Source organism: Lentilactobacillus hilgardii DSM 20176 = ATCC 8290 (genome assembly GCF_000159315.1).
Classification (GTDB): Bacteria; Bacillota; Bacilli; order Lactobacillales; family Lactobacillaceae; genus Lentilactobacillus; species Lentilactobacillus hilgardii.
In genome coordinates this window covers 150,334-172,544 of sequence record NZ_GG669993.1, presented here as the reverse complement: position 1 = coordinate 172,544, position 22,211 = coordinate 150,334, and the positions used below count along the sequence as shown (strand labels likewise).

The 22,211-nt window shown below is 39.4% G+C and carries 17 protein-coding genes; all 17 read right to left on the bottom strand.

Annotation, left to right across the window (positions count from 1 at the left end):
- Positions 1-102 precede the first annotated feature (102 nt).
- Positions 103-2,745 (bottom strand): alanine--tRNA ligase, encoded by a 2,643-nt coding sequence (gene alaS / locus HMPREF0519_RS04900; RefSeq protein ID WP_040472714.1) that lies wholly within the window; start codon positions 2,743-2,745, stop codon positions 103-105.
- Between the two features lie 269 nt (positions 2,746-3,014).
- Positions 3,015-4,376 carry a DEAD/DEAH box helicase gene (locus tag HMPREF0519_RS04895; RefSeq protein WP_004561385.1) on the bottom strand — a complete coding sequence of 454 codons (1,362 nt, stop codon included), beginning with the start codon at positions 4,374-4,376 and terminating at the stop codon, positions 3,015-3,017.
- A gap of 8 nt (positions 4,377-4,384) precedes the next feature.
- Entirely contained in the window at positions 4,385-5,332 is a 948-nt protein-coding gene (locus HMPREF0519_RS04890) for a DHH family phosphoesterase (RefSeq protein ID WP_003560002.1), read from the bottom strand.
- 170 nt (positions 5,333-5,502) lie between these two features.
- On the bottom strand, positions 5,503-6,591 hold the full coding sequence (dinB, locus tag HMPREF0519_RS04885) for a DNA polymerase IV (protein WP_004561384.1): 1,089 nt from the start codon (positions 6,589-6,591) through the stop codon (positions 5,503-5,505).
- Positions 6,592-6,689: 98 nt separating this feature from the next.
- Entirely contained in the window at positions 6,690-7,079 is a 390-nt protein-coding gene (gene yajC / locus HMPREF0519_RS04880; RefSeq protein WP_003559998.1) for a preprotein translocase subunit YajC, read from the bottom strand.
- A gap of 88 nt (positions 7,080-7,167) precedes the next feature.
- Positions 7,168-8,310, bottom strand: a complete 1,143-nt coding sequence (gene tgt / locus HMPREF0519_RS04875; protein WP_003559996.1) for a tRNA guanosine(34) transglycosylase Tgt — start codon at positions 8,308-8,310, stop codon at positions 7,168-7,170.
- 19 nt (positions 8,311-8,329) lie between these two features.
- Positions 8,330-9,388, bottom strand: coding sequence for a tRNA preQ1(34) S-adenosylmethionine ribosyltransferase-isomerase QueA (gene queA, locus HMPREF0519_RS04870; RefSeq protein ID WP_004561383.1), 1,059 nt, complete (start codon positions 9,386-9,388; stop codon positions 8,330-8,332).
- Positions 9,385-10,404 (bottom strand): Holliday junction branch migration DNA helicase RuvB, encoded by a 1,020-nt coding sequence (gene ruvB / locus HMPREF0519_RS04865; protein WP_003559992.1) that lies wholly within the window; start codon positions 10,402-10,404, stop codon positions 9,385-9,387. The genes queA and ruvB overlap by 4 nt, the downstream gene beginning before the upstream one ends.
- Before the next feature lie 13 nt (positions 10,405-10,417).
- On the bottom strand, positions 10,418-11,014 hold the full coding sequence (gene ruvA / locus HMPREF0519_RS04860) for a Holliday junction branch migration protein RuvA (RefSeq protein ID WP_004561382.1): 597 nt from the start codon (positions 11,012-11,014) through the stop codon (positions 10,418-10,420).
- Between the two features lie 75 nt (positions 11,015-11,089).
- The gene (mutL, locus tag HMPREF0519_RS04855; RefSeq protein WP_004561381.1) at positions 11,090-13,045 is read right to left on the bottom strand and encodes a DNA mismatch repair endonuclease MutL; all 1,956 of its coding nucleotides are present in this window, start codon (positions 13,043-13,045) and stop codon (positions 11,090-11,092) included.
- A gap of 1 nt (position 13,046) precedes the next feature.
- Positions 13,047-15,662 (bottom strand): DNA mismatch repair protein MutS, encoded by a 2,616-nt coding sequence (gene mutS, locus HMPREF0519_RS04850; RefSeq protein WP_040472713.1) that lies wholly within the window; start codon positions 15,660-15,662, stop codon positions 13,047-13,049.
- Between the two features lie 78 nt (positions 15,663-15,740).
- Complete coding sequence (locus HMPREF0519_RS04845; protein ID WP_004561377.1) at positions 15,741-16,541, bottom strand: TIGR00282 family metallophosphoesterase; 801 nt, start codon at positions 16,539-16,541, stop codon at positions 15,741-15,743.
- Between the two features lie 88 nt (positions 16,542-16,629).
- On the bottom strand, positions 16,630-18,213 hold the full coding sequence (gene rny, locus HMPREF0519_RS04840) for a ribonuclease Y (RefSeq protein ID WP_040472712.1): 1,584 nt from the start codon (positions 18,211-18,213) through the stop codon (positions 16,630-16,632).
- Between the two features lie 305 nt (positions 18,214-18,518).
- Positions 18,519-19,661, bottom strand: a complete 1,143-nt coding sequence (gene recA / locus HMPREF0519_RS04835) for a recombinase RecA (RefSeq protein WP_004561373.1) — start codon at positions 19,659-19,661, stop codon at positions 18,519-18,521.
- Positions 19,662-19,757: 96 nt separating this feature from the next.
- The gene (locus HMPREF0519_RS04830) at positions 19,758-20,234 is read right to left on the bottom strand and encodes a CinA family protein (protein WP_003553661.1); all 477 of its coding nucleotides are present in this window, start codon (positions 20,232-20,234) and stop codon (positions 19,758-19,760) included.
- A gap of 254 nt (positions 20,235-20,488) precedes the next feature.
- Positions 20,489-21,070 (bottom strand): CDP-diacylglycerol--glycerol-3-phosphate 3-phosphatidyltransferase, encoded by a 582-nt coding sequence (gene pgsA / locus HMPREF0519_RS04825; protein ID WP_003553659.1) that lies wholly within the window; start codon positions 21,068-21,070, stop codon positions 20,489-20,491.
- A gap of 24 nt (positions 21,071-21,094) precedes the next feature.
- The gene (locus tag HMPREF0519_RS04820; protein WP_004561370.1) at positions 21,095-22,159 is read right to left on the bottom strand and encodes a helix-turn-helix domain-containing protein; all 1,065 of its coding nucleotides are present in this window, start codon (positions 22,157-22,159) and stop codon (positions 21,095-21,097) included.
- Positions 22,160-22,211 lie beyond the last annotated feature (52 nt).

The window sequence follows — 22,211 nt, the reverse complement described above, 5'->3', positions numbered from 1 at the left end:
CACCTCTATGACGTAAGGTCATTTGTATTAATTTTAACTGATTATTGATGAAACTACAATCAAGTGAACGAATGTAACCGACATGTAATCCTGATGTAATAATTACTTATTACCCAACCATTCGATCGCGGCCTTCATCGCCTTGTCCAATCCTGATGGATCCTTTCCACCAGCCTGCGCCATATTAGGGCGGCCACCACCGCCACCCTTAATGTTTGAAGCGATTGATTTGATTAAATCTCCCGCTTTAATACCATCTTTTATCTTGTTGTCTGAAACGGCAACAACCAGATTTGCCTTTTGACCGCTTCCGGTACCAAGTACTAAAACATCCGATAGCCCTTTGGATCTCCAGGTGTCTGTCAATTGACGTAACTGGTCCATTCCTGCATCCTTGATAATACCTGTAATAATGGTAGATTGTCCAGCTTCTTGCTTATGGTTGAAAACTGATTCAGCCTGTTGTCCAGCAAGTTTGGCTTCAAGAGAATCTTGCTTTGCCTTTAGGTTTTTAATTTCATCTTGTAACTGTTCAACTCGAGTAGGTACGTCTTTTAACTGCGTCACTTTTAAACTATCGGAAATTTGTTTTAATTCACTAGCTTGAGTGTTTAACAATTTAAATGCATCTTTTGACGTTACAGCCTCAATTCGTCGAATACCGGCACCAACACCGGATTCGGAAACTATCTTGAATAAACCGATGTCCCGAGTATTTTTAACGTGGGTGCCCCCACAAAATTCAACCGAAAAATCACCAATGCTGACAACTCGAACTTTATCACCATATTTTTCACTAAATAGTGCAATTGCACCCATTTTTTTACCAGTTTTAGGATCAGTCACAACTGTCTTGACGTCAATTTCTTTAAAAATTTGCTTGTTGACCATTTGTTCAACTTTTTGTAGGTCTTCATCGGTTACCTGACCAAAATGATTGAAATCAAAACGTAAATACCCAGGTTCAACTAAAGAACCAGCTTGCTGGGTATGGCCACCTAATACATTTCTTAATGACTGATCCAGTAAATGAGTTGCTGTGTGATTTTTTTCAACTCGACTATGGAATAACTTATCAACCACTAAATGATACTGTTGTCCCTTTACAAGCGACTCTTGAGTTTTGATCGTATGAATATTTTGACCATTAGGTGCATGTTGAACGTCAATCACGTCTGCGACCTTATCCCCGTTTTCATCTAAAATAACGCCGCGATCAGCAACCTGACCGCCCATTTCAGCGTAAAACGGTGTCTTGTCGAAAATGACTTCAATTGTATCCGCCTTTGATTCAGAAACCAATTTTTCATTTTCAACGATATCGATTAATTTGGCATCTTTAACATCAAGTGTGTCATAACCGACATATTCACTGTCTTCTTTCACCTTGACTAATAGATCTCGCTGAACACCCATTGATTTGGCACCGCTGCGTGCATTACGTGCGCGTTCCTTTTGTTTGTGCATCTCAACTTCAAACCCTTGTCTGTCGACATCTAAGCCAACTTCTGAAGCTTCCTCTTTGGTTAATTCATATGGAAATCCATAAGTGTCATAAAGTTTGAAAGCTGTTGGGCCATCAATTTCATTTTTAGATTCAGCTTTGGTATCGGCAATGACGTCATGAAGTAATTTCAATCCATCTGCTAAGGTTTCGTTAAATCGATCTTCTTCTGATCTAATAACCTTTTCAATGTATTCACGTTGCTCAAGAACTTTAGGATAATATGATTTTAGGGTTTCACCAACAACTGGTGCCAATTTGTAAAGAAAAGAGGCGTTAATTCCCAGACGTTGTCCATTCACAATTGCCCGTCGAATCAAACGCCGGATAACATACCCCCGTCCAACATTTGAAGGTAATGCACCATCACCAATCGCAACCGTAATTGCTCTGGCATGATCGGCAATGATTCGAAAAGCAACATCATCTTGCTTATTAACACCGTATTTTTTATGATCACTAAACGCTTCGGTCTTCTTGATCATGGGCAAAAATAAATCGGTCTCAAAATTGGTCCTGGCATGCTGAAAAATTGAGACAACACGTTCAAGCCCCATCCCGGTATCAATGTTCTTACGTGGAAGTGGTTCGTACGTATCCTGTGGTGTGTGATTAAATTGGGAGAAAACAATATTCCAAACTTCCAGCCACCTATCATTTTCACCGCCAGGGTAATTTTCAGGATCGTCAGGAGCTAGTTCATCAAAATCAGCACCACGATCATAAAAGATTTCAGAATCCGGACCGGAAGGCCCCTGGCCAATATCCCAAAAATTATCTTCGATTTCAATAATGTGGTCAGGAGAAACACCAACCGCTTCCCAGTATTTTTTAGCATCCGTATCTTTTGGATAAACAGTCATGTAAAGTTTATCCTTATCCCAGCCAAACCATTTTGGTGAAGTTAAAAGCTCGAACGCCCAAGCAATTGCTTCTTTTTTAAAATAGTCACCAACTGAAAAGTTTCCCAACATTTCAAATAATGTATGATGACGTGGTGTCTTTCCGACATTCTCAATATCATTAGTTCGGATACTTTTCTGTGAACTAGTCATTCTAGGGTTCTTTGGCACAACAGAACCATCAAAATACTTCTTCATAGTAGCAACCCCGGAGTTAATCCAAAGTAACGTTGGATCATCAACCGGAATTAGTGATGCACTGGGTTCAATAGCGTGACCCTTTTCTTGAAAAAAGTCTAAAAACATTTGTCTGATTTGACTACTGCTTAAGGTTTTCATCCCAATATCTCCTTTAAACAAAATAAAACACCGTTGCTAACAGAGACGCCGATTGACGCGGTACCACTCTGATTGCAACGATGTTTGATCGTAACCACTTTATCTCTAAAAAATAGAGTTTGTGTTTAATTGTAAGTGAGTTAAGAGAGCACCAAATTGATCAAATCGTTTTTCTCATCAACCAAAACGTTTCTGAAAATCAATCATACTTAGCATATTCTTAAGACATTAAAAGTATACTTTTTTGTGAAATTGATGTCAATTGAATTTTACTTATATCGCTTGGAACTTTGCTTACGCTGTTTACGTTTTGCCCGAGATTCCTCACGCTTTGATACTCGTCTATCCATTTCTTCCTTTCGGGAAATTGACATCTTAATTTGACGTTTATAACCGGGTTTTATTTTTTTCTTCTTTTTCTTAATCAACCCAATCATTGTTGGATCAAGTTTTTCCCGTTTCTTGCGATGAGTTTGTCGACGTCTTCGATCATAAGTGTCAACAATTTCATGATTTTTCAGCGCTTTGGGTTTAAAATGAATGCCCATACCTTCAAGTTCCTCAACTTCTTTTTCTTCATCGGGAGAATACAAGGTAATTGAAGTCCCAGACATACCATTACGTCCAGTTCGACCAACGCGATGAATAAAAAATTCCAGATCTTCAGTTGGAATATCATCATTGATCACTTGTGAAACACCTTCAATATCAATCCCTCTGGCAGCCAAATCGGTTGCTACAACGAATTGAAAGTCTAAATTTTTAATTCGCTTCATAATTTGCTTTCGCTCACGAGGCTTCACACCACCATGAACCATTGCAACTTTTAGACCCTGTCCCCGTAAATATTCCGTCAACTCTTCAACACGTTTTCGAGTATTTGCAAAGATCAAAACCAAGTACGGCTCACCAATTGTCAATAAGTGATAGATCAACTGGTTTTTATCCTGTCCCTTAGTTGAAATCAACCAATTATCAATCGTTGGACTAATAATTGAGGAAACTGGAATTTCTTCAATAACCGGATTATCCATATACTTTTTCAGGAAAACCGTTATTTTTTGAGGAATAGTTGCCGAAAAAACCATCATTTGAACATGTTTACCAAAACTGGCGGCAATATGATCAACAACGTCCAAAAAGCCCATATCCAACGTCATATCAGCTTCGTCAATGACAAGTTTGGAGGCAGTATGAACATCTAGTCCACCGTTTTTGATCAGATCCCAAACCCTCCCGGGAGTGCCAACAATTAGTTGCGGCTGTTCTTTTTTTAATTTATCTTCTTGTCGTTTCTTATCAGTTCCGCCAACGTAACTGCCGATTGAAATTGGATCCGGACTAAACTTGGCAAGTTGCTTAGCAGCATCAAGAATTTGATATGCCAATTCACGACTCGGTGTTGTAATAACCGCCTGAACTTCATCAATTTTGCGGTCAATATCATTAAAAATTGGCAACAAAAATGCATGTGTCTTTCCACTTCCGGTTGCGGATTGGCCAACAACGTCTCTATGCTGCAAAATAACCGGAATCAGTTTTTCTTGGACAGGTGTAGGCTTAGTGAATTTTAAGTCGTCTAATGCATTTAAAATAAACGGCTTTAAATGAAACTCTGAAAATTGTGTCATAAGATCTCCTATTTACTGTTTTTGACCAAGTCATCCAGATCTTGAATAAAAAGTTTGATCTGGTCATCATTATCAACCACTGCACCGCTTGCAAGTGGATGACCACCGCCACCATATTTCTTAGCAAGCTCATTAATTTCTGGACCCTTTGAGCGAAGTCGAATTCGATAATCGCCTTCTTTTTGTTGAACAAAAATTGCCCATGACAAGACTTCTTTAATTCGACCCGGCAACGGCACGATGGAAGACGTACTTTCATCACCAAGTCCAAACGGTTTCAAAACTTGATTTGATAAAATTAGGTAAGCTGCACCACTTTTGAGTATTTTCAGATTCTCATAAACATAAGCAGATAAGCGGGCAAGTGGCATATCGATTTCATCCTCTGCCTGATTAACATCACTTGCTGAAAAGCGATAAGTCGTCAATTTTGAAGCAACTTCAAGTGTGTGTGACGACGTAGAGGGATACATAAACCGTCCTGTATCACCAACAATGCCTGCATAAAGAAGCCGAGCACCTTCATCAGAGAGTTTTAATTCCGGACGAAACATATAAAAGAAGTCAAATATGAGCTCTGAAGTACTGGAAGCTTCCGGTACCACCCACATCGGATCACCAAACTGGTCATCATTTGGGTGATGATCAATTTTAATTAACGCCTTTCCTTTTGTGTAGCGATCATCATCTACCCGAGGCTGATTGGCTGTATCGACAACAATTACCAAGGCGTCTTTATATTGATCATCCGAAATTTCGTCAGCCGTTCCCAACCATTTAAAACCGGGAAAGTTTTTACCGGCACAAAATACTTGCTTATCAGGAAAAGAAGCTCGAATGATCTCTGCTAGTCCCATTTGTGACCCAATTGCATCTGGATCCGGGCGTTTATGACGGTGAATAATAATTGTTTTATATTGCTTTATTTGATTTAATATTTGTTCTTGAACGGACATTACTTAGACTCCTTATATTTAAGTTAGATTGAGCGATGTTAGACAAAATCAATTAAGTAAGCTAAAAAGTCGTTGAAAACTGCATCTAACCTCAGTCGAATCCTATCAACTTATTTTTTTCTCGAACACTTCAGTATACACTAAATGGCTAGACATATAAACATCATTTCTCAGTGGAACAAATCCAAAACAATATTTTCATAAGTCAGGTCTGCTAAGTTGGTGAGCGTAATTCCCAGCAAACGTACTCCGGTTGCAATATCCGGCATTTCAGCTAACAGATCACTCGCTAACGAAAAATAATCATCCGGATCGTTTTTTATATAATTATCTAAGGTCACCCGTTTTGTAAAAGTGGAAAAATCTTTATATCTAATTTTGAGAACCAGCGTTTTCCCGTGCTTTTTCTTTTTCTTCATTTCTGAAACAACCAATTCCGCAATTCGCATGAGATGATCATCTATTTGATTTTGGTTATCAATCTCCGGGCCAAACGTCCTTTCCTTACCGATTGATTTACGAATCCGTTGATATTCAACTGGTCGATCATCAATCCCACGTGCACGTTCGTAAAGAACATAGCCGAACTTGCCAAATTCATTTATTAAATCCATTTGTGACCATGACAATAAGTCAACACCATTGTTAATTTTCAAAAGGTGCATCTTAGGAATCGTCTTTTTACCGACACCACGAAATTTTTCAATTGGTAGCCGTTTTAAAAATTCAAGGGCATCCTTGTGTTGAATAATTGTCAGTCCAAATGGTTTCGCATAGTCAGAAGCTTCTTTTGCAAGAAATTTATTATAAGAAATACCAACCGAACAAGTTAATTTTGTTCGACGTAGAATTTCAGATTGGATCATTCGACTAATTTGAATTGGATCGTCTAAATGACATTTATTTTTTGTAACATCAAGGTAGGCCTCATCAAGAGCAACGTACTCAACCATATCCGTATATTCATGAAAGATCTGGTGAATCTGTTCTGAAACTGCCCTGTAGAGTTTGAACCCTGAAAAACGAAAGACAGCCTTGGGACATAACTCAAGGGCTTTTTGAACGCTCATCGCAGAATGAACACCATATTTCCGCGCAACATAGTTAGCAGTAGATACAACTCCCCGTCCGCCCGTTAACTTTGGATCCTTGGCAACAATTAAGGGTTTTCGTTTAAGTCTAGGATCTTTGTGTTCTTCAATGGACGCATAAAAAGCGTCCATATCAACATGAATAATTTTTCGAAAAATTGTCCCCACCGGTTCAAACTTCTCCCCACAATCATCAAACGTATGTTCTTAGTGCTCCGAAAAAAACGGCTGGCACAAAACATTGTTCTGCCACCAACCCTTTTACTTTACTTGTCTTCAGTCTTAGAATCATCAGCCGAACTATCCGGCTTTTGATCAGTTTGATCTGAATTTGATTCATTAGTCTTATCGTCAGACTGGTTCCCAGAGGCATTAGCTGATTCAGTCGCAGTTGCTGAAGCGGCTGGTGCAGTAACTGCTGGTTGCTTAACCTGGGCAATAGCACTCAGATCAAACACAAGGTAGATACCATCACAGTCAAGAGTAACGGTCTTATCTGCCTCATTAATCTCATCGATTACCCCATGAAGCCGACCAATTGTCACAACTTGATCACCAGGTTTAATCTTTGATAATTGATCCCGACGCTTTTGTTGCTGCTTTTTCTGCGGACGAATCATTAAAAAATACATCAACGCAAATAAAACAACAATCATTAAGATTGAGTAAACAGAACTGTTCAATATTTTTCACCCACACTTTCCATAAGAATACTTTACCAAATAACTAGTCAACCGTCCATAGTTAAAAGTTTTTAGCATTTGCTTTATTATAACCATATTGTTCAAAAACTTCTGCTCGTAAGTCCAAAAGATCGTCATCCATAATGGCTTGTTGAACCCGCTTCATCAAGTGAATCAAATAGTATAAATTATGATAACTTGCTAAACGTAAGCCAAATGTTTCACCGGACTTAATCAAGTGGCGAATATAGGCACGAGAATAATTCCGACAAGTGTAACAATTACACTGATCATCCAATGGTCGAAAGTCGCGAGCATATTGCGCGTTTTTTACAACTAATCGTCCATGAGAGGTCATGACAGTCCCATTTCTTGCAATTCTAGTTGGTAAAACACAATCAAACATATCAATGCCACGTATCACACCATCAATTAAAGAATCCGTCGCGCCGACTCCCATTAAATAGCGCGGTTTTGTTTCAGGTAGAAGCGGCGTTGTCGTTTCTAAAATACGATTCATCTCAGCCTTTGATTCTCCAACCGAGAGTCCGCCAATCGAATAACCAGGAAAATCAAGACTAACCAAATCTTGGGCGGACTGTTTTCGTAAATCTTCAAAACCGGCTCCCTGAACAATTCCAAAAAGTCCTTGAGTATCAGGATTTCGATGTGCTTTTAATCCGCGTTCCGCCCATCGACTGGTCCGTTCGACTGATTTTTTAACATAATCATATGTCTCAAAAAAGGGCGGACACTCATCTAAACTCATCATAATATCAGGGCCAAGATCATTTTCGATTTGAATTGCCTTCTCAGGTGATAAAAACATCCTGGCACCATTAATTTCATTTTTAAAAGTGACACCTTTTTCAGTGATATCACGATTTTTAGCTAATGAAAAAACCTGAAATCCACCTGAATCGGTTAAAATGCCATGGTCCCAATTCATAAATTTATGGAGACCACCAGCCTCTTTAACAATATCCTCACCCGGGCGTAACCAAAGATGATAGGTGTTGGCTAAAATAATAGTGGCTCCCATGTCATTTAATTCTTCAGGCGCAAGCGTTTTAACAGTTGCTTGAGTTCCGACTGGCATAAAGATAGGTGTTCTAAATGTCCCATGCGGTGTCGTAATTTCACCCAGTCGAGCACCCGTGTGTTTCTCTTTTTTAATCAAGCGATAACTGATCGCTGGTTGCATACAAATCCTCCTAGAATTCCTAATGAATATACATTGCATCGCCGAAACTAAAGAATCGGTATTTTTCAGAAATAGCGTGTTGATAGGCGTTCAAAATGTTTTCACGGCCGGTAAAAGATGCCACTAACATAACAAGTGTCGATTTCGGAAGATGAAAATTGGTAATAAAGGAATCAACTACTTGCCATTGATATCCCGGCTTGATAAAAATATCAGTCCAACCTGAATCAGGTCGGATTTCACCATTAAATTTAGTGCCTACCGTCTCAAGCGTTCGAATTGAAGTTGTCCCAGTGGCAACAATTTTACCACCGTTTTTCCGGACGTCGTTTAACGTTTTTGAGGCTTCCTCCGAAAGACGGTAGAACTCACTATGCATTTTATGATCCTCAATATTGTCCTCTTCAACCGGCCGGAATGTCCCTAAGCCAACGTGAAGTGTTAAATAAACTAAATGAACACCCTTATCGGCTACTTTTTGAAGCAGTTCCTTAGTCCAATGTAGACCGGCTGTTGGTGCCGCAGCGGACCCCATTTCCTTGGCATAAACGGTCTGGTAACGATTAGGATCGTCCAACTTCTCTTTAATATATGGGGGTAAGGGTGTTTCACCAAGTCTTTCAAGAATTTCAATGAAAATTCCTTCATACTTGAATTCAATTTCTCGGCCACCATGATCTAGCTCTTTTGTTACTACTGCCTGTAATTGACCCTCACCAAAGCCAATAACTGTCCCCACCTTTGCACGCTTAGCCGGTTTCATCAATGTTTCCCAGCGATCCCCTTCAATGTTATGAAGTAAAAGGACTTCAATGTGGGCACCGGTGTCCTTTTTGACACCATAAATTCTGGCAGGCATGACTTTGGAGTCATTCATAACCAAAGCATCCCCAGGATTCAAATAATCAATAATATTATAAAAACGACGATCCTGCATATCACCCGTTTCTTTGTTCAAAACCAACAAGCGCGATTCGTCACGATCTTTAATCGGGGTTTGTGCAATAAGTTCGTGAGGTAGTTTATAATCAAAATCTTCTAAAGTGTAAGTTGTTTTCAAGGTTCCAATTCCTTTCATACCAAGTTATTAGGATTATTTGGGTAATGCAAATGTTCATAGCCTTTAGGCGTCACTCTTCTACCACGTGCTGTTCGTTTGATTAAACCAATTTGAAGCAGATAGGGCTCATACATTTCTGCTATTGTATCTGTTTCTTCGCCAATGTTTGCAGCCAATGTTTTTAAACCAACCGGACCGCCATCATAATAATCAATCATTGTTCGTAATAATTTAATATCAGTCGCGTCGAGCCCCAAATCATCAACTTTTAACTTTTCCAGGGCATATCGAACAATCTCAAGATCAATATTGTCTTTGTCAAAAACTTGTGCAAAGTCACGAATACGCTTTAGCAAACGATTAGCTACTCGAGGTGTCCCTCGTGATCTAAGTGCAATTTCATGCGCACCCGATTTTAAAATGGGAATTTGAAAAATACCGGCAGTTCTCTGAACAATCTCTTCCAGATCCGACACTTCGTAATAGTTCATATGCTCTACAATTCCAAAGCGATCGCGTAACGGTGCTGAAAGCATACCTGCTTGCGTTGTTGCGCCAATTAGCGTAAACGGAGGCAGTGGAAAGTGAACCGGATGTGCACCTGATCCTTGACCTACAATGATATCCACAAAAAAATCTTCCATCGCTGAATATAGCATTTCCTCGACTACCTTTGGAAGTCGATGAATTTCATCAATAAATAGAACATCGCCAGGATTTAATTCATTTAACAGTGATAATAAATCACCCGGTTTATCAATTGCTGGACCGGTCGTTGTCCGAATATTGACACCCATTTCATTCGCAATAACCATTGCAAGCGTTGTTTTCCCAAGACCGGGTGGCCCGTATAGCAAAACATGGTCTAATGATTCCTCGCGTTGCTTAGCCGCCTTGATGTAAACTTTTAATTCATTTTTTACATCTGTTTGTCCAATATAGTCACCCAAGGTTTGTGGACGTAATGTTTTTTCAATGTTGTTCTCATCGCCATTCACATTTTCCGGTGAAACAATTCGGTCATCTTTATCCAACCAGTTACACCTCCTAATGCATCAATAACTTAAGTCCAAGACTTAGATATTCATCGGTCGTTAGTGCTTTATCCTTACCCAGTTCTAACCTGATTGCATCGATCTGTTTGGCGGAATACCCTAAGGCTTCCAACGCAGAAATTGCATCCCGAAGCTCATCAGACTGCTCTGAAGCACTCTGACCAGAACGTGCTTGCACAATCTGCGATAAATCCCCAACCTTCCCTTGAAGGTCCAAAATAATTTGCTGAGCCGTTTTTTTGCCGACTCCCGGAAATTTTGTTAAAAATTTGACATCTTTATTGCTAATGGCCAAAACTAAACCACTACGGTCGTTGCCGGCTAAAATTGCCAAAGCACTTTTAGGCCCAATTCCAGAAACTGCAATCAGCTTTTCAAAAAGCTTTTTATCATCTGCTTCATAAAAGCCATAAAGCAAAATGGCTGAATCACTAACCGACTGATAAACGTATACTCGAATCGTTTTATTCTGATCAACATTGAATCTGTACGGATCAGCAGTATATATTAAATACCCAATACCATTTACAAGTAACACGATATATGCCGGCGTAATATCGACAATTTGTCCATCCATAAATTCGTACATTTACTTTTCCTCTTCATTAAAACGTATGTTTGCTAATAAATTGTATCATAAGTTGGCACCAGACTCGACACTAAATTATAATATTTCTTCATCAGTATGGTGAGGATCCTGAATTCGTTTGAACATTTTTTCAATATCTTCATTTGTAAATTTAACCAACGTTGGACGTCCATGTGGGCAATTATAAGGGTTTTCGCATTCAGGTAACTTTGCTAGAAGTGCCTTGGCCTGCCGTTCGTCAAGATGATGATTTGCCTTGATGGCCCGTTTACAACTCATCATAATAGCGGTTTTTTCCCTGAAAGCTGCAACTGACAATCGATGATCAGACAAGATCCAATCGACCATTTCTTTAATGGTTGATTCTTCCTGACCGGCCTTGAACCACATTGGATGTTCACGGATAATAAAACTGTTTTGCCCAAATTGTTCAAGATGAATGCCGAGCTCATTAAGCAGGGGAATCTTTTCATTCACTAATAAGAAATCAGAAGTTGAATAGTCCAAAACGATCGGAACCAACAGTTTTTGCTGCGCACGACCTACCTCACCAATTGCCTGTCTATAATATTCATAATTGATTCGTTCTTGTGCTGCGTGTTGATCAATTAAATACATATTATTAGGCGTTTCAGCGACTAAGTAGGTACCGTGAATCTGACCAATATACTGAAGATCTGGAAAACCGGTTTCAACCACCAGTTCCTCCTGTTCCGGTTTGGTTACCTGAACAGGGTTCTTTGGTTGGACTTTAGCAGTTACCCCAAAGCCGCTCTCATCAAACACTGGTACCGATGAAGCTTCAGAGGACAACAATGAATCCAATTTAGCTACCCTTGGGCTTTGCAAATCGTCGCGGTTCTTGATCACAATTGGATCAACTTCATTTTGCTGCTTTGTTGAAACAACAGGTTTTGAATTCACAGCAAACAAAGGTTGTTCTTCCGGTATCGATTGAATGACTGATTTCGAATAGTTGATCGACTGATCACTGGGTGCAAATGACTTTTTGAAATCTCTTGTTGCATCAGGAATCAATTGTTTATCTGCCAGCATTTCCCTAATAGCATTGGAAAGCATACCGCCTATTTTTGGTTCTTCACTAATTCGAACCTCCTGCTTGGTTGGATGAACATTTACGTCTATTAATGCAGGATCTGCACTAATATTAACAACCGCAATTGGAAAACGCCCAATCATCAGTTTGGATCCATATCCGTTGATAACAGACTTAGTCAGTGGAAAATTTCGAACATAGCGACCGTTTAAAATCAATGAAATGTAATTTCGACTTGAACGGGTCAACTCCGGTAAACTGACATAACCATCAATCGAAATATCAGGGGTCTTTGATTTAATGGGCTGCATTTTCGAAACGGTTTTTACGCCATAAATCGCGCCTAAAACCTGAAGCAGGTCTCCCCTGCCGGATGTTCGAAGAAGTTCACGGCCATTACTGATAAATGAAAACGAAACTTCGGGATGGCTTAAAGCCAGTCGATTCACAATATCAGAAATTTTGGAAAGCTCTGTATTGGGAGAACTTAAATATTTTAGCCTGGCGGGTGTGTTATAGAACAAAGAACTGACAATCACAGTAGTCCCTTTTCTTGATTCAGAAGCCTGCTGTGAAATAAATTTGCCACCCTTGAAGACAACTTCTGTTCCAACAGACCCGGTTGACGTTTTCAGCTCAACATTCGATACCGAACTAATGCTGGGCAGTGCCTCACCACGGAATCCAAGTGTCCGTACTCGAAAAAGATCCCGCTGTTCTGTAATTTTGCTGGTTGCATGACGCAAAAAAGCAGTTTGAACCTGAGAACTATCAATCCCATCACCATCATCCACAACCTTAATGACCTTTAGTCCGGAATCCTCAACTGTTATATCTATTTCGGTACTGTGAGCGTCAATCGCATTTTCAACTAATTCCTTAACAACGGAAGCTGGCCGTTCGACCACTTCTCCTGCCGAAATTTGGTTTGCAAGTATGGCTGGTAATTCATGAATTCGTTTCAAATCGACCACCTTACTCTCTGTTTATCTTCTGCTGCCATTTATAAACCTGATTCATTATTTGCATTGGTGTTTTTGACATTAAATCCAGGTTCTTGAGTTGGGCAACAACCTCTTCCTGGTTATCATCTATCTGCTCCATAGGAAATAATGAGATCTGCTGCTCTTCTTCTCCCGCTTGTTTAGTTTTAACACGTTCGTCATGGTTTTGCTTAGATGGTGTTGCATTGATCTTATCGGGTTGGTCATCTTTCTTTTCCAAGTCAGTTAAAATGTGATTGGCACGTTTTAATAATCCATTTGGTAAGCCGGCCAACTTGGCAACATGAATACCATATGATTTATCCGCTGGTCCCGGTTGAATTTTATGGAGAAAGACAAGTTCCCCATTTGATTCAGTTGCACCAACATGTACGTTCTGAAGTTGTTTTAAAGATTCATCCAAACTGGTTAGTTCATGATAATGAGTTGAAAATAGCGTTTTGGCACCGATATTATTATGAACATACTCAATAATTGCCTGGGCAAGTGCCATTCCGTCATAAGTAGCTGTTCCTCGACCAATTTCGTCGAATAAAATCAAACTGTTTGGTGTGGCATTTTCAATAGCATCATTGGCTTCTTTCATCTCAACCATGAACGTGCTTTGACCGGAAATAAGATCATCAGCCGCACCAATTCGTGTAAATATTTTATCAAAAACCGGTAGGGTCGCCTTTTTGGCAGGTACAAAGCACCCCATTTGATTCATAATGACACAAAGCGCCATCTGACGCATATACGTACTCTTCCCAGACATGTTTGGACCGGTGATAAGTAACACACTGGTGTCTTCTCCCATGTCAACATTATTAGGTACGTATTGTTGATGACCAAGCACCTTTTCAACGACTGGATGCCGACCATCAATTACTTTAACCCGATGATCATTAGTCAATGTTGGCCTGATAAACCGGTATTCTTCACTAACGTTGGCAAAACTTTGAAGAACATCAATTGAAGCAACAGCATCGGCCAATGCTTGAATTCGTTTAATCGATTTTTTGATATCATCACGAATCCGGACAAATAGTTTATATTCCAACGTCTTGCTTTGCTCTTGAGCCTCAAGAATTAATGCTTCTTTTTCCTTTAACTCGGGAGTTGAAAACCGTTCGGCATTCGCCAACGTTTGTTTACGTTGGTAACGATTTTCAGGCATCTTATTTAAATTGACCTTCGTTACCTCGATATAATATCCGAAGACATGGTTAAAACCAACTTTTAAATTATTAATGCCCGTAACTTGACGTTCTTTTGCCTCAAGCTCTGCAAGCCATTTTTGACCATTGTTTGAAGCATCACGATACTTATCAAGCTGATCATCGAATCCATCTTTAATAACACCGCCATCGGTCACTGATATTGGAGGTTGTTCAATAATTGATCGAGAGATTTCATCTACAATATCATCCAGTGGTATCAAGTCTTTCAGCATATCTTTAAAACTATTATCAGCAATCTGTTCAAGAATGTATTTAATTTTTGGAACTTGCTGAAGTGACGTTTTTAATTGAATTAAGTCGCGGCCATTAACACTGCCAAATGCAATTCGTCCAGCTAACCGTTCCAGATCATAAACCTTAATTAATTCATCTTGAAGCTGACTGCGTTCATAATAATGGTCAAGTAAAACGCCAACCGCATCCTGTCGTTCGGAAATTTTTGATTTGTTTACCAATGGTCTTTCTATCCATTGCTTTAACTTTCTACCGCCCATTGCCGTTTTAGTTTGATCAAGCAGCCAAAGAAGTGTACCGCCCTTTTTGCCGGTCCTGATATTTCGTGTCAATTCCAAATTATATTGTGAGTTGTGGTCCAGTTCAAGGAAGTCCGACGGCTCGTACACGACAGCACGTTTTAAATGCTGTAGGCTGCGTTTCTGAGTTGTTTGAATATAATCCAGCAGCATCTTAACAACTTGCTTCAGAGGCTCCTTATCAACGTCTTGACTTAGGTAACTGACAGACGCATTGATCGGTAACGCTTCTTGGTGAGAAATCAAAATTCCTAATTTTTGAATAGTTTCAAGAATTGTTTTTGGAAAACGGCTACCAACAACCGTTTCCTTAGTTTGAAGTGACACGAGCTCATTAATCAATTCAGCCTGTGTATCCAATTTAGCAACTTTCAGCTCACCTGTTGAAAGATCTGCATAAGAAAAGCCAAACGCTCGATTATCTTGATCATAAGTGACCGCCGTTAAATAATTATTACTCTTTGCATTTTGACTGCCGACATCAACCTGCGTTCCAGGCGTCACAAGCTGGATAACCGCTCGCTTGACCATTCCTTTGGTTAACCTTGGATCTTCCATCTGTTCGCAAATAGCAACTTTATATCCCTGATCCACCAAAATATCAATATAGTTTTGAGCTGCTTTATGTGGAACGCCACACATTGGAACCGGATTTTCAGCATTCCGAGAACGATTAGTCAATGTCAATTCCAATAACTGTGATCCCTTGATTGCATCATCATTAAACAGTTCATAAAAATCTCCTAATCGATAAAATAAGAATGCATCAGGATATTGATCTTTAATTTTTTGATATTGCACCATCATTGGTGTTGTTTGTGTTTTTGCCAATTGTAACGCCCCTTAAAGACCATGAAATAAATTCATTTTATACTATGTTTTGTTTATTCGCTAATAAAAGCAGCTTCTTTAGTCAATCACCTGATCATCCGTATAAAGAATCGTTTTGATTGACGTTGCGTGACCACTTTTATCATCAATATCAATCACACAACCGGAAAGAATGCCACGGCCTGTTTCCAATACTTGAAATCTGGCTGGACGTTGATTTAAAAATCTTGAAATGACACTATCCGGTTGCATGCCCAGCATGCCATCGGCCGGTCCAGTCATACCTACATCTGTTAAAAATGCTGTTTTTTGTGGCAAAATTCGAGCATCATTCGTTTGAACATGTGTATGAGTGCCGACAACAGCCGACACTTTTCCATCAAGATATCTAGCCATTGCCAATTTTTCACTAGTAGCTTCAGCATGAAAATCCATAAAAATACAATTTGTTGTTTTATTAAGTTTGTTTACTAAATCGTTTGCTAAGGAAAAAGGATCGTCCAAATTATCCATAAAAACGCGACCTTGAAAGTTTAGAACGGCTAGTTGTTTGCCATTTACGTTAATCAATGTATATCCCTTTCCGGGTGTAACATTCTTCGGGAAATTATACGGTCTGATTAACCGATTTGTATCGTCAATAAAGTCTAGGATTTCACTATTACTCCAGGCATGGTTGCCTAACGTCACAACGTCAACACCGTAACTCATTAAACGTTTATAAATACTTTGACTAATGCCACGGCCGACAGGCGTTGCATTTTCTCCATTCACAACCGTTACTTGTGGTTTTACATCTTGCTTAATTTTAGGCAAATAGGTTTCAATCATCGAAACGCCTTTGTCCCCAACTACATCCCCAATAAAAAGAACTCGCATTAGATCATCCTACACTTTCTAATATTTGTATTTAAACAATTCTAACATTATCTATTATAAAAGAAAAAAGACCAGATAGCCTGATCTTTTACTTTGCATATTCGACTGAACGAATTTCTCTGATAACTGTCACTTTAATGTGACCAGGGTATTTCATCTCAGTTTCAATCTTTTGTTTAATCCTTCTAGCAAGCACTATCGCCTGCGTGTCAGTGATATTGTCGGGTTTGGCAATGACACGGATTTCTCTTCCTGCTTGAATTGCGTAACTCTTTTGTACATCGTCAAAGCCGTCCGTAATTTTTTCAAGACTATCCAAACGGTGAACAAAGCTCTCAAGTGATTCGCTATGTGCACCAGGACGAGAAATCGCAATTTTTTCAGCAACTGCTACCAATTCCGAAATAATGTATTTCGGCTGATGCTCATCTTCATAACCTTGAATTGTGTCAATTACAACTGGACTTTCATGATACTTTTTAGCGAGGTCAACGCCCACTTGAACGTGCGAGCCTTGAACAACACCATTATTAACAGCCTTTCCGATATCGTGTAATAATCCTGCGCGTTTAGCTAAAGTAACATCCTCACCTAATTCTGAAGCAAACGCCCCAGAAAGCTTTGCAACTTCTGTTGAATGGGCCAGTAGGTTCTGACCTTGATAGATCTTAAAGTTCATTCTGCCGACCATTTTAATCATTTCGGGACTCATTGAATGAATGCCCAGATCAAAAAGCGTTTCTTCGCCGATTTCGTGAATACGTTCATCAAGTTCCTTTCGACTCTTATCAACCATCTCTTCAATGCGAGCTGGATGAATTCGGCCATCCTTGATTAATTTTTCAAGCGTCATCTTGGCGACTTCGCGACGAATCGGATCGAAACCGCTTAATACAACAGCTTCAGGTGTATCATCAATGATTAGATCAATTCCTGTAAGCGTCTCAAATGTGCGGATATTTCGACCTTCCCGTCCGATAATTCGACCTTTCATGTCTTCGTTTGGAAGACTGACGACCGAAACTGTCGTTTCAGAAACGACATCAGCAGAACTTTGCTGAATTGCTTCAACAATTAAGTCCTTTGCGTTTTTATCAGCTTCCGATTGAGCTTGATAATAACTCTCCTTGACCATTCTGGCTTTTTCTTCAGCCAATTGATCACTGGTTTCCTTTAAGATGACATTGCGAGCCTCATCTTGAGTAAGCCCCGCAACCCGTTCAACTTCTGTCTGACGTGCTTCAATAAGTGAGTTTGCTTTTTCTTGTTGTGTAACTAAATTCTGTTGTTCATGGTTAATCTTCTGCTCTTTGCGATTTAGACTATTTTCGCGTCGCTCGAAAGTGCTATCCTTTCGATCAAGAGCTTCCTCTCGTTGCAGCAGCCGATCCTCTTGCTTTTGAATTTCCGCACGCCGTTGCTTTAATTCTTTTTCGATCTTTGAACGGTAGCGGTGATTCTTTTCCTGAGCAGACAAAGTAGCTTCCTTAATAACAGTTTCAGCTTGCTTATTTGCATCAGCCAAAATTGATTTAACAGAGCCCTTTGCATCCTCCAGCTTTGCTTTTTGGATCTTTTTCTGTGCAGACTTCCCGATTAGAAAACTTAGAATACCAACAAAACCAACAACAATAATAGCGATGATTGCGAGGATTATTCCAGCCATACTCATGGCTTCACCTCCAAATCATCATAAAAATGATTTTTTTCTAAACCAATTATAAGATGTTATTTGATTATTGACACAACCTTAATTTTAATGTTTGTTGAGGGCAGTGTCAATCATCTTATTGCAGGCTAATAATTGATTGCTATATACAACAAATTATTAACCGATTAATTAGAATAACCAAAGCGGTTAAATCAAATACATGAGTCGTAATAATGCCTGTATTACCAACGGTTTAAGAAAAAAGAAGATTGGGTACGCTTCTCTTGCAGGGAAGGAATCCAATCTTCAAAAAATTGTTTATAATTTTATTTTCCAATATTTAAATCAATATTATCGACTGATTTTGAGTTGGAATCGGCAGTTTTGACAGGTTTTTCAGTCTTTTTGTCGCTTGTTTTTTTATTTGTACCCTTATCATCATTTGAACTATCTTTAGTCGAGTTGCCAGTATCCGCATCGTCTGGTATGCCATAAGCATCACGGACTTTTCTCTCGACCTCTTTGTACATATCTTGGTGTTCTTCCAAATAGCCCTTAGCATTTTCACGCCCCTGGCCAATTCGTTCCTCACCATATGAATACCAAGAGCCGGACTTATCAATAATATCTTTATCAACAGCCATATCAACCAACTCACCGGACTGGGAAATACCTTTACCATACATGATATCGACTTCTGCACGTTTAAATGGCGGTGCAACCTTGTTCTTGACAACTTTAATCCGAACACGATTACCAATAATATTAGTGCCATTTTTAATTTGTTCAGCTCGTCGAATTTCGAGCCTAATTGTCGCGTAAAATTTTAGCGCACGACCGCCAGGTGTTGTTTCGGGATTTCCAAACATGACACCGACTTTTTCACGAATCTGATTAATAAAAATTGCGATTGTCTTTGTTTTACTAATCGTACCCGACAATTTTCTTAACGCTTGGGACATCAAACGAGCTTGAAGGCCAACGTGGGTATCGCCCATTTCACCTTCGATTTCCGCACGTGGAACCAACGCAGCAACTGAATCAATTACAACAATATCAATTGCACCACTGGTGACCAAGGTATCGGTAATTTGGAGACCCTGTTCGCCAGTATCCGGTTGTGATAATAACAGATCATCAATATTAACACCAAGATGAGTTGCATAAACTGGATCAAGTGCATTTTCGGCATCAATATAAGCGGCCGTTCCACCACGCTTTTGAACTTCCGCAACCGCGTGTAAAGCAACGGTTGTTTTACCCGAACTTTCCGGGCCGTAAACCTCAACGATTCGGCCACGCGGATAGCCACCAACCCCAAGTGCTTCATCCAAAGCCAGGGAACCAGTTGGAATTGTTGAAATTTGTGTATCGGCCTTATCACCCATACGCATAATTGAACCCTTACCGAATTCTTTTTCAATACTTTTTAGCGCCTTATCCAAGGCAACTTTTCTTTGGTCAGCCATGAAATTCCTCCCACTTTTCTAAATTGAAAAGATTACTCACTTACTATACAAACATTTGGTCGAAAAAGCAACAAAAAAGCGAACAAAAGTTCTAACTTATTTGTCACTCGTAATAGCGGATAATGCCATTTTTAATCCAGCCTCAACGGCAGCTTCACGAATTTGATTACGTAATCCTTCAAACTGGAATTTTTTAGCATAACTAATTTGTGCCCCAAAAGCAATTCCGATCCAAACCGTTCCGACAGGATTGCCTTCCAAGGCATCTGGACCGGCAACCCCCGTGAAGGAAACCGCTAAGTCTTTATCCATGATTCGTCTTGCTTGATCTGCCATCCAGATAGCCGTTGGTTCACTAACAACACTGTTTTCAGCAATAACATCGTGAGGAACATGTAGCAACTGTTCCTTAACTTTATCAGAATACGTGACAAATCCCCCTTCAAAAACCTTTGAAACACCGGAAACATTCCCCAATGTGCTCTGAAACAGCCCAGCAGTTAGACTTTCTGCAGCAGTAATTGTAATATGCTTCTTCAATAATTGCTCAACCAGTTTTTGTTCAAGTGACAATTTTACCTACCCCTTTCAATAATTATATACGAAAAACAAATGATCTTATTTCAACATTATTGATTATTAGTACAAAAAGAGTAATGACGACTAAGTCAGGTTATTTGGTCGATTTAGTGTGAGTAATTGGTTAATTTAATTAAATAATCATGGACGACCAACTAATACAGATTTTAAGTCAAAGTTAAAACCATCGTAAAAGAGAGGTTGGGCAAAAATAAGCTTTTTGTCCCAACCCCTTTATTTTGACATTTTTAAAATGAATCTGCAAACACCGACCGATTTTGAACAAAATAGTCAATCCCTGAATAAATTGTAAAGAACAGGCAAATGTACAGCATGACTTGTGCAAACGGAAAATTAATTGCATCAAAGAAAATATTATTCAACAGCAAAAAAATAATTGCCAGCATTTGAGTAGTCGTTTTAATTTTCCCCGGCCATGCAGCTGCAACAACCTTACCATCATTCTCAACAATGATTAATCTTAGTCCCGTAACTGCCAATTCACGGCAAACAATTATTGTAATAACCCATGCCGGTGCTTCGTTCAATTCAACCAAAAAGATAAATGCTGTCATCACTAACATTTTATCAGCCATCGGATCGGCAAATTTTCCAAAATTAGTGACCAAATGCCGTCTTCGAGCTATTTGACCATCAAGAAAATCTGTTGCAGAAGCAACAATAAAAATTAATGCTGCCAACCAGCGTGTATAGCTGATAACCGTGCCAGCAACAACCGTACTCCCTGAAAGAATTGGAACAGCCAATATTAAAATAAAAAACGGAATTAAAATAATTCGAAAAATCGTAAGTTTATTAGGTAAATTCATCAAATTCCCTCCAACAGATTAAAACTAGTAGCCAGTAGTTGACCCCGTTGTTGTACCGGTAGTTGTATTACCAGTCGTACCATTAGTTCCTGTAGTTGACGATGTCCCTTCTGTGGAACCGGTAGTTGACGAACCGGTTGTACCAGTTGTGCTGCTATCAGTTGTTGAAGAACTTGATGTACTGGTGGTCGAACCTGATTTTCCAAATTGAAGAGTCACAACACGCACTTGATTTGAGCTGCCATCACTTGGATCGGAAAGCTTAAGCCGTTTTCCTGAAACATAAATAACAGTTTGAGGTGCGTTACCAGTATTAATGGTTGCTGTTGAAACACTGCTTGGTAACGTAACAGTGTGCGACTTCCCACCGGCTTGAGCTGCTTGCCAAAGCGTTGACCCATTAGCACTAACGGAAGTCCAAGCGCTACCGGACCCGGTTGTCGCAATTTTTATTTTGGGTTTACTTGAAGCCCCGGTTACTTGATAAGTAACGTTGCTGCCGGATTCAGTCAGCTTTTTGAATACTAACTTCTTTGTTGCGGCCTTTTTCTTAGTATTCTTTTTTGCTGCTGAACTTGAACTGGAAGAACTGGCTTTTGAGCTCTTGTTTCCTGATACGGAAACTTTACTTGTCTCAATCTGAGTTTTAGATGTATCTCGTGTACTGTGAGCAGCAGCGACCCAAATTGCAATTAAAATTACCAGAACCACCACTGACACTGAAGCCACCGGAATATATCTTCTGATTTTTTCATTCCGTTGATCTACCTGACGTTGTGCCGATCGAGTTTTGGGATTATCACTGTTAACTCGGTTCACATATTCCGGATCTTCTGTGTCTGGTAATTTAGTATCAAATTGAGACAATAGTTCATTGCCATTCAACCCAACAGAATCCGCATACTGTTTAACAAATGCACGGACATAAAATTCACCGGGAAGCGAATCAAAGTCATTATCTTCGATCGCAATCAGATAACGTTTCTGAATTTTCGTATTTTTTTGTAGATCATCTAGTGTATAGCCCTTTGCAACTCGGGCATCATGTAACTTCTTACCAATCGTTAAATTATCTTTTTCGTCGTTCATTCTCATTTCTCCATTAAAATTAATTGATCATCTGTTTTCAGTATATCATATG

Excerpts from the sequence above, each read along its gene's own strand:
- alaS (WP_040472714.1), bottom strand. The coding sequence starts at position 2,745 with ATGAAAACCTTAAGCAGTAGTCAAATCAGACAAATGTTTTTAGACTTT.
- HMPREF0519_RS04895 (WP_004561385.1), bottom strand. The coding sequence starts at position 4,376 with ATGACACAATTTTCAGAGTTTCATTTAAAGCCGTTTATTTTAAATGCA.
- HMPREF0519_RS04890 (WP_003560002.1), bottom strand. The coding sequence starts at position 5,332 with ATGTCCGTTCAAGAACAAATATTAAATCAAATAAAGCAATATAAAACA.
- yajC (WP_003559998.1), bottom strand. The coding sequence starts at position 7,079 with ATGATTGTTGTTTTATTTGCGTTGATGTATTTTTTAATGATTCGTCCG.
- tgt (WP_003559996.1), bottom strand. The coding sequence starts at position 8,310 with ATGCAACCAGCGATCAGTTATCGCTTGATTAAAAAAGAGAAACACACG.
- queA (WP_004561383.1), bottom strand. The coding sequence starts at position 9,388 with ATGAAAGGAATTGGAACCTTGAAAACAACTTACACTTTAGAAGATTTT.
- ruvA (WP_004561382.1), bottom strand. The coding sequence starts at position 11,014 with ATGTACGAATTTATGGATGGACAAATTGTCGATATTACGCCGGCATAT.
- HMPREF0519_RS04845 (WP_004561377.1), bottom strand. The coding sequence starts at position 16,541 with ATGCGAGTTCTTTTTATTGGGGATGTAGTTGGGGACAAAGGCGTTTCG.
- rny (WP_040472712.1), bottom strand. The coding sequence starts at position 18,213 with ATGAGTATGGCTGGAATAATCCTCGCAATCATCGCTATTATTGTTGTT.
- recA (WP_004561373.1), bottom strand. The coding sequence starts at position 19,661 with ATGGCTGACCAAAGAAAAGTTGCCTTGGATAAGGCGCTAAAAAGTATT.
- pgsA (WP_003553659.1), bottom strand. The coding sequence starts at position 21,070 with ATGAATTTACCTAATAAACTTACGATTTTTCGAATTATTTTAATTCCG.
- HMPREF0519_RS04820 (WP_004561370.1), bottom strand. The coding sequence starts at position 22,159 with ATGAACGACGAAAAAGATAATTTAACGATTGGTAAGAAGTTACATGAT.